This window comes from Nostoc parmelioides FACHB-3921 (assembly GCF_014696625.1).
GTDB classification, from domain to species: Bacteria; Cyanobacteriota; Cyanobacteriia; order Cyanobacteriales; family Nostocaceae; genus Trichormus; species Trichormus parmelioides.
The window spans coordinates 1-13,948 of the sequence record NZ_JACJQL010000105.1 but is presented as its reverse complement, the minus strand read 5'-3'; the positions used below and the strand labels follow the sequence as shown (position 1 = coordinate 13,948).

Annotated in this window: 12 protein-coding genes; 8 read left to right on the top strand and 4 right to left on the bottom strand. The window is 41.4% G+C overall.

All coding sequences use genetic code 11. From position 1 onward, the window contains the following. Positions 1-326 (top strand): PIN domain-containing protein (locus tag H6G14_RS30880; protein WP_190572534.1); only part of this gene is annotated, 326 nt, incomplete at its 5' end. Between the two features lie 90 nt (positions 327-416). On the opposite strand, the gene H6G14_RS30875 is transcribed toward H6G14_RS30880, so the two are convergent. The 4 genes from H6G14_RS30875 to H6G14_RS30860 form a co-directional block, all read right to left on the bottom strand. Then, positions 417-1,802: a cytochrome c biogenesis protein gene (locus tag H6G14_RS30875; RefSeq protein ID WP_190572533.1), complete on the bottom strand. Its 1,386-nt coding sequence runs from the start codon at positions 1,800-1,802 to the stop codon at positions 417-419. A gap of 3 nt (positions 1,803-1,805) precedes the next feature. Then, positions 1,806-2,546 carry a cytochrome c biogenesis protein CcdA gene (locus H6G14_RS30870; RefSeq protein ID WP_010997273.1) on the bottom strand — a complete coding sequence of 247 codons (741 nt, stop codon included), beginning with the start codon at positions 2,544-2,546 and terminating at the stop codon, positions 1,806-1,808. A 199-nt stretch (positions 2,547-2,745) separates the two neighbouring features. Next, positions 2,746-3,930 (bottom strand): methionine adenosyltransferase, encoded by a 1,185-nt coding sequence (gene metK / locus H6G14_RS30865; RefSeq protein WP_190572532.1) that lies wholly within the window; start codon positions 3,928-3,930, stop codon positions 2,746-2,748. Between the two features lie 79 nt (positions 3,931-4,009). Next, positions 4,010-7,045 carry a cation-translocating P-type ATPase gene (locus H6G14_RS30860; RefSeq protein WP_338421241.1) on the bottom strand — a complete coding sequence of 1,012 codons (3,036 nt, stop codon included), beginning with the start codon at positions 7,043-7,045 and terminating at the stop codon, positions 4,010-4,012. Between the two features lie 732 nt (positions 7,046-7,777). Here H6G14_RS30860 and H6G14_RS30855 point away from each other — a divergent pair. From H6G14_RS30855 to tnpB, 7 genes are all read left to right on the top strand, one after another. Next, the gene (locus H6G14_RS30855) at positions 7,778-8,236 is read left to right on the top strand and encodes a pyridoxamine 5'-phosphate oxidase family protein (RefSeq protein ID WP_190572531.1); all 459 of its coding nucleotides are present in this window, start codon (positions 7,778-7,780) and stop codon (positions 8,234-8,236) included. A gap of 332 nt (positions 8,237-8,568) precedes the next feature. Continuing rightward, positions 8,569-8,907 (top strand): hypothetical protein, encoded by a 339-nt coding sequence (locus H6G14_RS30850; protein WP_190572530.1) that lies wholly within the window; start codon positions 8,569-8,571, stop codon positions 8,905-8,907. 394 nt (positions 8,908-9,301) lie between these two features. After that, on the top strand, positions 9,302-10,507 hold the full coding sequence (locus H6G14_RS30845; protein WP_190572528.1) for an AbrB family transcriptional regulator: 1,206 nt from the start codon (positions 9,302-9,304) through the stop codon (positions 10,505-10,507). Between the two features lie 105 nt (positions 10,508-10,612). After that, the gene (locus H6G14_RS30840) at positions 10,613-10,822 is read left to right on the top strand and encodes a hypothetical protein (RefSeq protein ID WP_011321561.1); all 210 of its coding nucleotides are present in this window, start codon (positions 10,613-10,615) and stop codon (positions 10,820-10,822) included. A 21-nt stretch (positions 10,823-10,843) separates the two neighbouring features. Continuing rightward, positions 10,844-11,659, top strand: coding sequence for a DUF1838 domain-containing protein (locus H6G14_RS30835; protein ID WP_190572526.1), 816 nt, complete (start codon positions 10,844-10,846; stop codon positions 11,657-11,659). Positions 11,660-11,717: 58 nt separating this feature from the next. Further along, positions 11,718-12,701: an SDR family NAD(P)-dependent oxidoreductase gene (locus tag H6G14_RS30830; RefSeq protein ID WP_190572535.1), complete on the top strand. Its 984-nt coding sequence runs from the start codon at positions 11,718-11,720 to the stop codon at positions 12,699-12,701. Positions 12,702-12,808: 107 nt separating this feature from the next. After that, on the top strand, positions 12,809-13,948 hold a 1,140-nt coding region (tnpB, locus tag H6G14_RS30825; protein ID WP_338421240.1), incomplete at its 3' end, for an IS200/IS605 family element RNA-guided endonuclease TnpB.

The following is a 13,948-nucleotide window of genomic DNA, read 5'->3' as shown; positions in this document are numbered from 1 at the left end:
CTACTTATCCTCTATACCACCTACTTAGACAGAACCTTGCCGTTAGATATGCCTGCCTTTATCCCTTGCTTAGTATTCTTGTACTATATTTAGATGCGTTTGCCCTGCTATTAGGCTCAATTACAATTTTACCTTTTGGGTTAGAAGAAGCAGAACAAACTGCTAGAGTTAGGGGCATTCTCAAAACTGCTGGTAATCCTATCGGTGCTTATGATGTATTGATTGCAGCAACAGCATTAACTCACGACCATATTCTTGTAACATCTAATGTTCGAGAATTTCAAAGAGTACCAAATTTGCAAATTGAAAATTGGCGTTCTTCTTAAACTGAAAAGTTGATTTAATGTCTGAATTTGCAGACTGGGGAGATGGGAAAATGGGGGAAAGCATAATAATTATCTCCTTCCCCATCGCATTTAGGACTGCTGATTACTGACTGTCGCAGATTGTGAACTCAAGCGTTCTAAAATATCCAGAACTTCTTGTTCAAAAGCCACCTGGGCGCGATTGGTTTTACCGCCAACATATAAGCGATCGCCTTTTTGTAATGCCCAGATTTGTGAGTGTGAAAAGTAACTCATCACTACACCCAGCATCAGAATACCAAAGCCAGTGTAAACGATTGGTATACCAGGATCGGCTTTAATTTGTAAGCCAGTACTACCAACTACATCTAAAACTTTGAGTGTCACACCATTTACTTGAGTAGACATTCCCGCACGTACAGTATCAACCAATTTACCTTGGGCATCATAGATTAACACCATACCTTGCAAGTCTTTAGCTAACAGGGAAACGCCCTCACTCAAATCTGGTTTTGTCGGAATCCATGTTCCCCAAATGCGCCCTTGTCCGTTGGTGTTCAAAAGTGCCATTGGTAGCTGAAAGACGGGGCTTTTGTTGAGGCGGACACGCACACCGGAAATGCCCCAATCAGTTTGGTAAAAGGTTACGCCATGATAACGCAGAGGTTGGTTGACGAAAATCTTTTTGTGGTCAACTTCCTGTCCCTGATTATCTAAGACAGACATATCTGAGTAAAATTGGTCAATTCCACCTTTAGGGGTGTAGTCAATCCAAAAACGATTAACACGTACAGACCAGTCTTGGGGAAATTGCCCGGCCGCTAATGGCCCTGCATCGATAATATTTTTCACCTGGAAGGTTTCGCCACTAGGAACCATTTCTTGGGCAATAAATCCCGTCATTGCGCCCCAAATTGACCCCAAGAGGATAGTGACGATACCTATATGGACGATGATAGGGCCAATACGCCCGACTATTCCCTTACGAGCGTAGAGAATATCGTCTTTTTCTTGAAAAATTTTATAACGGCGATTTTGTAATATTTGGCTTAAAGAATTTACAGAACCAGCGTCTAGTTCTGCACTTAAAGCGAGTTTTTGAAATTGGCGTGGTTCTTCGTAATACTTCCAGCGTTGGGCAGTTTTTAAGGCTGGTAACTGACGGGTAAAAGTACAAGCTGTCAGACTAGTCCCGAATAAAACTAATAAGGAGAGAAACCACCAAGTCCGATAAACATGATCTAACCCCACCACTTGGATCACCTTCCAAGTGAGGAAACCAAATAAAGCGGGGTGTTCTGGGTAGTTAGCCTGATAAAATGCTGGTGATTGCCCTTGCTCAATCACAGTACCAGAGATACTGAAGAGAGCAATGATTAATAATAGAGCGATCGCTAAACGTAAATCTGTCAGTACAGGGAAAAACTCTCGCCGCAAAAATTTTCCTGGTAGTGACCACCAAGGGGATGCTGTGGGGGCTGAATTGTCTGTAGTCATTGCTTAAAAACTGCCTAGAGGAATCCGAGAAATTAGAGAAAATACGCCAAATCCTACCAATAATGCACCGCTAACTGGATTTATCCAACCAGACCAACGCCGCAATTCCAGCAACTTTTTAATTGATGCTGTGAAAGTACCCGCCAAAATCAAGGGGGTTACATAGCCTGCTGTATAAGAAATCAACAAAACAGCGCCTAAAATTAAGTCTTGCGTGTTGGCGACCCAACCCAGTAGACTGGCTAACACAGGAGTACTACAAGGGGAGGCGACCAAGCCAAAAGTTAACCCTATACCGTAAGAACGCACCCCTGGAGGCAAGTCTTGGGAAATCCAATTAGTATCGCCAAAAGATGGGAGTTGCAGAGGTAAGGCTTCTAGTAAGTTTAGCCCCATCAAGATAGCAATGATACTCACAATAATCGGTAAACCAATACCTATCTGACCGTAGACTTTGCCAACCATTGCAGCCGCCACGCCTAGTCCAGCTAGGGTAGTTGCCAATCCCAAAGCAAACCAAGTTGATTGGGCTGCTGCTTGCCAACGACTTTTGGCTTCGTAACCACCGATGTAGCCAATCGTAATTGGCAGCATGGAAAGCATACAGGGTGTGAGGCTAGTGAGTAACCCTGCGGCAAAAATGATCCCAATACTCAGCAAACTCAGGTGTGTTAGTTGGTAAGAGACAAGGGTGTTAGCAAATTTTTCTAGTTGGTAAATTTGGGTTTGCAGAGTCTCTAGCATGGGGGATTACTGAGGGCGAAATGCTTAATCTGCTTGAATTTTAGCTTATTTTTGGCTGCGGCGTTGGGGTGAATTGAGAACTGGGGATACGGTGACGCGACAGGCAGCAAATTAGGACAACCTCGATTAATGATAGCCATAGCCAGATAGATGAGGCAAAACAAGGCTTTTAAGTCTGTCAACCGTCAACAGCTATAGTTCACAATAAACCAACTTTATCTATTTTTTCCCAAGGTAAATCGATATCTTGTCTACCTACATGACCATAAGCAGCTAATTTTCTATAAAATCCGCCTTGAGTTAATGAGGGTAGATGTCTTAAATTAAACTCCTTGAGAATACCTGCTAAACGAAAATCAAAATGCTTTTCTAATAAGACGGTGATATCTTCATCGGAGATTTTCCCCGTCCCAAAAGTTTCTACTTGGATGCTTACAGGTCTAGCCAGCCCAATAGAATAACTTAGTTGTACTTCACACTCATCAGCTAAGTTTGCCGCTACTACATTTTTAGCAGCATAACGGGCGACATAAGCACCTACTCTATCTATTCTGATGGGGTCTTTACCACTTAAGGCCGAACCACTATGTTTGGAATATTCACCATAGGTATCTATGGCGTTTTTTCTCCCTGTTAAACCAGAATGTACAGCCGGGCCGCCAACTATAAAGGGGCCATCAGGGTTGATAAATATTCTAGTTTTTTCATCTGGTTTAATTTCTTCATCGGCAAATACAGGATAAATTACGGTTTCTCTGATATCGTCTTGTAGTTGCTTTAAGTCCGGTTTGCTTGCTTTATTTTGGCTAGCAATAACAGTAATACTATGAATTCTATAGGGTCGGCGATTTTTATATTCAACGCCTACTTGAGTTTTGCCATCAGGAGTTAAATAACTTAAAAGATTTTGTTTTCTAACTTCGCTAATTTGTCTAGCTAATTTGTGTGCCAACCAGATTGGCAATGGCATGAGGGTAGAAGTTTGATGACAGGCAAAGCCGAAGACTGTGGCTTGGTTGGTAACAGTAATTTGTTCTATCTCTGCATCTGATAGTTTGTGTTCATTAAATAAGTGATATGGATTAGGAGAAAGTTCTTTTAAGCTGGTTAAGATACTACAATTTTTACCGTTAAATTCCATTTGTTCATAACCAACCTGATCAATTACCTGTCTGGCTATGTTGGTAAAATCGACATTGGTGTTAGGTTCAAATCTGGCAGCGATAAATACAATACCTGTGGATGCAGCACATTCGGTAATGACTCTAGCGTAGGGGTCTTGTTGTAAAAAGCGATCGACGATCGCATCACTAATCTGATCACACAGTTTATCAGGATGCCCCTCTGTTACGGATTCAGATGTAAACATGAAATCTCTTTTCATAATTCACTTTGGGGATTGGGGAATATTAGGGAACACCAAAAAATAAATTATCCGAAATTGATGCTTTGGTAGGGTGTATTTAATTTTGAATTTTGAATTTTGAATTTTGTAGCTTTAGCTTCCCGTAGGGTATTTTAAATTGATTCATCTTGCTTGCGCCAGTATTTTTGGTTGCTTCATTCACAATCAGGGGTAGTAAGGCACTACCACCAATGACCGCACCATCAACCAGATTAATGGGGGTAATCTTTAATAAAGTTCTCAGGGGTGGGACGGCTACAGCGAGTAGTTGCAAGGCAAAGGAACCTGTTACCGCCGCCGTGAGGTAAGGGTTATGTGGGAGTTTTTCTGGACTAAATATGCTATGTTTTTCCGAACGGCTACTAATTGTGTGTAGTAGTTGGGCTGTGGTTAGACCCATGAAAGCAATGGTGCTGGCTTGGGGACTGATACCATATTTGAAGATGCCGTAACCATAAGCGGCTAGGGTACTTGCAGATATGGTGGCGGACTCAAAGGTGATTCTGCCAAAATCGGATTTTTTGATAATTGGGTCTGCTGGATTGCGGGGTGGTTGACTTAATACCTCTGGTTCTGGGGCTTCCATCGCTAGAGACAAGCCGGGGAAGATATCTGTAACCAAGTTCAACCAAAGTAATTGAATTGCATTCAAGGGTTCGCCAATACCTACGGCGGTAGCGGTGGTCATAACCATGATTTCGCTGAGGTTGGTCGCTAGGAGGAAATGCACAGATTTACGAATGTTGTTGTAAATCGTCCGTCCCCGACTAACGGCGATAATCATAGTTTCTAGTCTGTCGTCTTCCAAGACAATATCTGCCACCTCACGGGCAACATCAGTTCCCCCTTTACCCATTGCTACACCCACTTGGGCAGCTTTTAGGGCTGGTGCATCGTTAATGCCATCACCGGTCATGGCGACGACTTTACCCGCACCTTGCAAGGCTTGGACTACTTGCAGTTTATTACTGGGACTGATACGGGCAAATACATCTACTTTGTCGCTGAGGGCAATTAAGGCTTCTGGGGTGAGGTTGTTGAGGTTGGTGGAGTCGAGAATTTCTAGTTGGGTATGACGGTTTAATTCTAATTCTTTGGCGATCGCATAAGCTGTTGGGCTTTGATCACCTGTTATCATGACAGTATCAATGCCGGCGTGATGGAAGTCGGCAATTAATGCTTTCGCACCCCTTCTAATTGGGTCTGCCATCCCTACTAAACCCAACCAAATCAAATCTGTTTCATGGTTGCCGTTGTGGGATTCATCTATATGGTTGTAGGCTACACCCAACACCCGCAAAGCCTTCCCCGCCATGCGGTCATTTTCTATTTCCAGCATTTGTCGGTCTGCATCGGTTAAAGGCACTACCTGTCCATCCTTCATCCACCCTTGGCACATCTGTACCACTTCGCTGGGGCTACCTTTAACAGCGACAAATTTATCTCCGTTATGAGTCTCGTGAATGGTACTCATAATATTGCGGTTTTCCGATCGCAAGTTAGTTTGTAGTAAAGGATACTTCTCTTTTAGGGCGATCGCATCTACCCCCGCCGCAATTCCCATGTAAATTAAGGCGTTTTCTGTCGCTGAACCTGTGACTACATACTCACCATCGACGCGACTCACTTCACTTTCATTACACAGAACCGAGACATGAATCAGCTTTAACAGTTCATCGTACATATAGGGGTTAATATTTTCTGTCCCCGCGATAAACTCCCCATCTGTAACTTTAATTTCCCGTGTGTTGGTGTGAATTTCCACCACCGACATTTTATTTTCCGTAATTGTCCCGGTTTTATCTAGGCAAATTGTCTGCACAGAACCCAAAGCCTCCACCGCACTCAAGCTACGGACAAGGACTTTGTTTCGCCGCATATCACGGATACCCAAGGCTAAGGTTGTGGTGGCAATTGTCGGTAAACCTTCAGGAACAGCCGCTACAGCCAAGGATATGGATGATTTCAACATCTGCACCAAACCATATCCCCGCAGCACCCCCATACCAAATACCAGACCACAAAGACCCATCCCAATGACTACTAATTGACTCCCCACCTGGTCTAGTTGTCTGGCCAGGGGTGTTTCTGTAGCATTAGCTGCACCCACCATAGTTTGGATGTGTCCCATTTCCGTAAACTGACCGGTGGCTACAACCGCCGCCAATCCTTGACCACCAGTGATATAAGTTCCCCTATAAATCATATTTAGGCGATCGCCTAATGGTACGTCCTCACCTGTCAAAGATGCCGTATTTTTACTAACAGGGAGACTTTCTCCAGTTAAAGCTGATTCATCAATACTTAAATTATCCGCCTCAATCAGTCTGGCATCTGCCGCTACATAGCTACCCGGTTTGAGAATTAAAACATCGCCCACAACTACATTCTCTACAGGAATTTCCTGCGCCTTGCCATCTCGCATCACCCAAGCCGACGTTTGTTCTTGGTGCTTGAGGGAGTGGATGATGCGTTCTGACTGAGTTTCCGTAGCGTAGCCAATCACCGCATTTACACCAACCACACCCAAAATAACTACAGCATCAATCAACCCTCCAGTAAAAACCGACACCCCAGCAGCCACACCCAGCAAAGCCACAGGTAAAGATTTGAACTGGTCAACTAAGATACTTAAACTAGAGCGTACCTCTGTTTCCGAAAGCACATTCGCCCCATATATACTCAAATTAGCGGCAGCAGACTCACTGGATAAACCTGATGCAGAGGTGTTGAAGGTATCCACAACCGTACTTACTGGCATGAGATGCCAATTTTCACTTATTTGCTGTTTAACACCACTTATTTGTTTGGATTTCTTAACAATTTTAGTTGCTTTAAATGGCTGAACTTGCTGATGACTTTTCTGGTAATTTAATATAACTTCATCAATCAAATAAGCAATCTGCTTATAATTATATTTTGGTGAAAAAAATACAAGCACATTACCTGTAGAGATATTAGCAGAAACATCAATTATTTCTGGTTGATTGACAAGCGATCGCTCCAAATATTCCTTGAGAGACTGTGAACGATAAAGTTCTTTTACCTTATATCTCGCTCTCCCTTTGATACTATTATGTATTGCTTTAATCACAGCAACCTCTACTCCTATAACGCCCTGAGCAAATGTAATCTTTGATATGTATCCGCCTGTGATTAATTATAGTGATTAAGCATACTCTTTTTGTTAATAACAACTGTTAAGACTTCCAAATTTATATTTGCAATCCATGAACAATCAATTAAATTCCATCTACTCCAGTGCCACTCTGTCTGGAAAATTCGCTTTTCTAGGTATCACCCAATATTCACAGTTAAATTAAGTTTTATAAAATTATCCAAAACAAAATTAGACTAAATATCGTTATCAAAATTGTGATATCTGACGGTAATTGCAGTATATATGTTCTCTATATATTTCCCCTAATAAGGCTTTAATCATATAGAACAGTAGTTAAATAAATCACTGTTTCCATCAGCCTAAAGTTACAAAGTCATCCTTATAGATATTGAATAGCAATTTTTTCATATCCAGAAAAATTAGGTATTGACTACATATAGCTGTTGACGGTTGACTGTTTTCTGTTGACAGGGTTAAAAGCTTTTAATTGTCAGGGTTTTATCTTAGCTTGATCTCCTAATCTATCTGGCTACGGACATATCATGATCAATGTCCATAAACAAGTAACTAAAGAAAGATAATAACTAGTTTATTCTTAACTAAATTATACCTTGAGTTTGAAATAATTATCAAAGAAAAATGCTACGACTAGTAAGTAGCCGGAAACAACAAAAATCATAAATAACCAAGATGGTAAATAAATAAATGACAATTTCTACAAATCGCAATCAACAAGTTCAAAATTTAAAAGAAATCATCGCAGACATGGGTTACGCTATGTTAACTACCGTTGACGATGATGGTAGTTTGCACAGTCGCCCTATGTATTTCAATGGTGATATTGATGCTGAAGGAACACTCTGGTTTTTTACCTCAGCCAGTTCTCACAAAGCCTTGGAAATTGAACAACGTCAACAGGTGAACGTAAATTTTTCATCACCAAATCAGCAACGCTTTATTTCTATTTCAGCTACAGCAGAACTAGTAAAAGAACGTCAAAAAATTCAAGCGCGATGGAAATCAGAATTAGAAACTTGGTTTCCCCAAGGATTAAACGAACCAGATATTGCTTTGCTAAAAGTGAATATCAAAAGAGTTGATTACTGGGATGACCCATCTAATTTTCGTGCAAAAAGTATGAGTGGTCTAGGAGAAAACGTTTAATAAATCCAGCCCTAGCTGAGGGACAATAACCAACATGGGGAAATGCTACGCGAAAACTAACGCAGTGCTTCCCCTATCTGTATTGAAGTAATCAAATCAGTTAATACACATCTAAACAAAGGGCTGTTAACTGTTAACTGTGAACCGTCAACAGCCCTCACAATGGATTGTGCAACTTAACAGCAGAAAATCCTATATTTTTACTAAGTAGCCATTATCAACCTACATAGCTAAACTCATGCCCATCACTTTGCGCTAAAATTAGAGATATTGGCATAAAAATCTCTGGCAGTAAGTTCTCCAGTTAAATACCTTTGTTTACTCCAGAAACCATGTCTCAAGAACATGACGAATCAATCGAGATTCAGCAATTAGCCAGCCTGAAACCAACACACTTTGCCGATTTAATCAGAACAGCTCAGCTGGTTTTTGATCCTGCCAGTGGAGTATCAGGCAGATATGTAGAAGTAGACTGGCAAGAATTCGGTATGAGCGATAACGTAGCAGAGAATCTCAAATCACTGGGTGAACAATACCGCTACGCTTCGCCAGGAATTTCCAGCGAAATTGTTTGGAGTCAACTGACTCCAGAAACTCGGACGTGGTTTATCAAAAATAAAGATGAATTGTGGAAGTTTGAAGAAATCTTTCCAGCTTTAGATGAAGACTAAACATCTCCCATCGTTCTTGACAGCAATATCAACAGACAGAGGAATATAACAAATTGTCTCCCTCTCTTGGATCTGGTTTGATAAGCTATTTTGCTTTTAAGCTGCATAATCCATCGTGAAGGCTGTTGATCGTTGACCGTTAACAGTCAACAGTCCTTATTAGTAGTTATGCGATTTAGGCGCACATTAGCTTATAGCCAAGATGATGTTATCCAAGGATATATAAACTAATATTAATTAATGCTGCATTTTCTTTTTTAATTGTGTTATGAAATACAAATTTTATACTTAGTTTTGTAGCATTTGCCCATTCTCAGTAGTAGGACTACGTCCGAGCGTAAGTATTTCCGCAGTCATCACACCATTGTTAAGATAATTTAAGAAACGCCTGTCAATGAATCAAAGTTTAAGTATTAGTCCTACCCAAAAGGAAACCACTAACGCCAGTCCTCTCATTGCCAAATTGCCGTTAATTGTCAAGCAAATTATCGTCCTCAGTGCTGAAATGCTACTAGCATTACCTCTGGGTTGGGGATTAACAAAGTTACATTTTGGCGGAATTGCTTGGATATTTGGGGGAATTGCAGCCGGGACAGTAGTTCTGCAAGGATGTCGAGTTTTTTATAACTATTCTCCCCAGCCTAATCGCGTCGCCAGAAAAGTAGGAATGGGACTAGTGGGACTGACAGTTGGTGCATCAAATGCCAATAGTAATCTAGTTAGTCTTGTTTCGGGAATTCCTATATTTATTTTTCTCACCTTATTCTTGTTGTTATCTGGTATTGGCATTGGCTATATCTACTCCCGCTTAAGTAAAACCAACATATTAACGGCAATGTTGGCTACAGTTCCCGGTGGTGTAGGCGTAATGTCATCGATCGCCGCCGACTATAATCGGAATGTTACGCTAGTGGCATTAGTGCAAGCGATTCGTGTTACTTCCGTAGTCCTACTCATTCCCTTCATTGCTAGAACATCTGTTGGTGGTTACTTGAATTCACCCACACTTCCAGTTAAAGGAGTGTTAATCGATTTTGCCGCATCACAACTGGGATTATTGGCAGTGGTGCTGGTACTCACAGGAATCATTGTTTATCTAGCAATAACATTTAAGATTCCGGCCGGAGAGTTTTTTGGTGCATTAGTTCTGGGTGCAACATTCAACTCTGTGCTAGATTACTTACCCTTTGTCAGTGATATTCACTTCCATCCGCCACTATTGGTGAATATTATCGGTCAAATGTTGCTAGGAATAACCATTGGTGAATATTGGGGGGAAAAACCTAATTTTGGTAAAAAAACTGTAGGCTACGCTTTGATGTCTGTATTTATGACCTTGGTTGCAGGAGCGATCGCTGCTACTCTAGCTATGCAGTTATCCTCATGGGACTGGTTGACTTGTTTGTTAGTGACAGCGCCAGGCGGATCAGCAGAAATGATACTAGTATCCTTAACCTTAAATCACAATGTGGAAGTCGTCACAACAGGTCACTTAGTCAGACTGATTGCCATTAACAGTTCTTTACCATTGTGGCTATTTTTATTCCGTCACTTTGATGGATTACGGGAAGCTAAAGCTGCAAAATACAACACGAAATAATTGTTTACTGAGGATTCAGCACTCACTACTATTTCCGCCTTGGGCTAATACCATCTATACTATGTACTTAAAATTTGATAATCAAATTTAAGCAGACGCAAAGCTATGATTTCTCATGATAGGGATGCAACTTCCGTTGTAAATCAACTGCTGCGACAAATCAAAATTAAAGAAAATCAACTGAAAATTGCCCAAGAATCTAATATGCTCTATGTAGCTCAAGCATTAGAGACACAGTTGCTAGAATTGCGATCGCAATTATCTGAACCGCCAGACCCGGAATTTCAAGCATTGATGAGTTTATTAGACGATTAAATTTAGTGGTTAAACAAGTTAATGGTTGCCCAAATCCAAGAACTAGATGCACTGCATTGGGTGAAAACTCGCTCTTCCCTCGACCCTAATCAATCCACATTCCTCACCTGGACAGGGAAAATTTATGCCTTAATTCCAGGAGAAAAAAGAAAACTCCTATTTAAAATGGTGGGAGTCAGCGTTAGTCGATGTTTACCTACAAATGAGGGGAACTGGGATTTTACCTCTAGGGAACTCACCTATTACTTAAACCCAGAAAACGACGAGATTTTACGTAAATGGGAAAATCCTTGGACAGGGGAGACAGTACCAGTTCTCCATGTCGCCAATAATCCCGTACAAGGTCACTTTCAAGGTAAATTCCCGGCTCAAGTAGAGGGGGAGACAACAACCTTTGTATTTGATATCTTTCCTACATACCCCAACCCCCTCGCCGAAGAACCACAATTTGCTGAATATAGCCCCTATCCCACTTATCAAGCCGCCGAATTATTTAAACTCACCGTCCCCACCGCAGATTTATTTAACGCAGAATTGCCAGCAGTTTCTCAGCTAAGACTCAGTTGGGATAGAATCGGTCAATGGTTGCCTTGGATGAAAATGGGCGATCGCCCAGGTAATCTGATCTATAGTGCTTTTGGCAGTAAAGTTAACGGTTTAACAGAATTACCCCACATATTACAAGAGGAAATTAATACCCGCGTTCCTTTATATAAACAAGCCCCAAAAGCATTCTCAGACGGCGAAGACATGACCTCTTGGCTATACTTCCAAAAGCACTTTCAAGCTTACCTCGCCGGTGACATCTTTCCCCTTCCTGTGGATGAAGAAGTGTGAGCAGGCAGAAGAATATCTTACCAGTCAACAGTTAACCGTCAACCGTCAACAAACAATTATGAAACTCCTAGAGGGGAAAGTGGCGTTAGTTACCGGCGCTACACGCGGTCTTGGTAAGGGAATTGCTATAGGACTCGGTGAAGCCGGGGCAATTGTCTACATTACCGGACGTAGACTGGATAGTCACTCAACTTCTAGCAACGATGTTTCAGGTAGTCTTAATGACACTAAAAGAGCCGTTGAAGAAGCCGGTGGTATATGTATTCCCGTACAAGTAGACCACAGCAACGATGAGCAGGTGCGTTCACTCTTTGAACGTATCCAAAATGAACATAATGGACAGCTTGACTTATTAGTTAACAATGCTTACGCCGGAGTGCAAGCATTAACTAATGCCCAAGGAAAACCCTTTTGGGAGAATGAACCCAATCTCTGGGATGCTTGTAACAATGTGGGTTTGCGTAGCCACTATATAGCCAGCGTTTATGCTGCCCAAATGATGACCAAACACCGACAGGGATTAATTTGTACGATTTCCTCCTGGGGCGGAATGGCTTATTTATTCGGTGCAGCTTATGGTGCAGGTAAGGCAGGATGCGATCGCCTAGCAGCTGATATGGCTGTAGAATTACAACCCTATAATATAGCTTCCCTTTCCATCTGGCCAGGTATTGTTGGGACAGAACTCTTTTCCCGCCTCGCCTCAGAAATGAGCGATAATCACACAGATGAAAGCCAAATTTCGGCGATCGCCGAGCGTTACAATTGGGAAACTCCCCTACTCACAGGTAGAGTCATAGCTAAACTCGCTGCCGAGACATATGTAATCAATCGTACAGGACGCGTCCAAGTTGTTGCGGAACTAGCTAAACAATACGGTGTTGTAGATCAAGAAGGCAATTTACCTGTGTCACTACGCTCACTACGTTTTCTCATACCCTTGGCACTACCCGCATTGAGAAAGCATGACTGGCTCATACCAGATATTCAAGTACCTTGGTCAATACTATTACTAAGTGTCCTCAAATCACCTAAGATTTAAATCTGTTGAATATTGAGCTTTAGTCATTAGCCGAATTTGATTTCTTCAAGCCGCACACTCGTGACATAAGCGTCATGAGTTAGGCGTTCTATATTGAGCGTAACTTCGTGTTAAAATTAACAGAGTGCCGTAACAATTGTAAAAAGTTGCCAGCCATCCAAAAAGCATTTAAAGTCACTCTTATACCTACACACAACCAAGAAATCTTAATCAACAAGACGATTGGTTGTGCCAGGTATGTGTACAACCGCTTTTTGGCATTAAGAAAAGAGCTATATAATACTGAGCAAAAAACCTTAAGCTACAACGCTTGTAGTCAGCAACTAACTGTACTAAAGAAAGAAATTGAATGGCTCAAAGAGGTAGATAAGTTTGCCTTACAGAATTCACTCAAGAATTTAGAGACAGCATACAAAAACTTTTTTGCAGACTTAAAAAAGGTTAAAGGCAAAAAAGGGGTAGGTTTTCCTAAATTTAAAAAAAAGTATGGGTGTAAGCAATCTTACAAAACCAACCTGACTAACGGCAACATTCAAATTATAGAGAATCGTTTAAAACTTCCCAAATTAGGATGGATGAAGTTTCATCAGTCTCAAGACATTAAGGGGAAGCTTGTAAACGTTACTATAACTCGTACCAACACAGGTAAATATATTGCTAGTATTTTGTGTGAAACCGAGATAGAGAAACACTCTCCAGTTACTCAAAATATTGGTTTAGACCTGGGAATCAAATCTTATTTGGTTACCAGCAAGGGTGAAGTTGTAGATAATCCCAAATATTACCGAACTCAAACTCGTAAGTTACGTAAAGCACATAAAAAACTATCTCGTAGTGTCAAATGTAGTAACAATAGAGTCAAAGCAAAAATCAAGCTGGCTCGTACCTACGAACACATTACGAATCTCAGAGATGACTTTCTGCACAAACTCTCAACTCGCCTAATCAAAGAAAACAGCATTATCTGTATTGAGGATTTGCGAGTTGCCAATATGGTCAAAAACCATAAATTAGCCCTGAGTATTTCCGACGCTAGTTGGTCAAAGTTTGTCACCATGCTGGAATACAAAGCTTTGTGGCATGAAAGAATTGTGCAGAAAGTTGGTACATTTTACCCCTCATCTCAGACTTGCAACCATTGTGGGGTCTTGGCAACTTTTGGTGATCTTGGTTGGGACAAGGCAGACGGCAGAGGGCAGAAGGCAGAAGTCGGAAGGGTAGAAGTAATAATCTCAACCCTTGAGTTT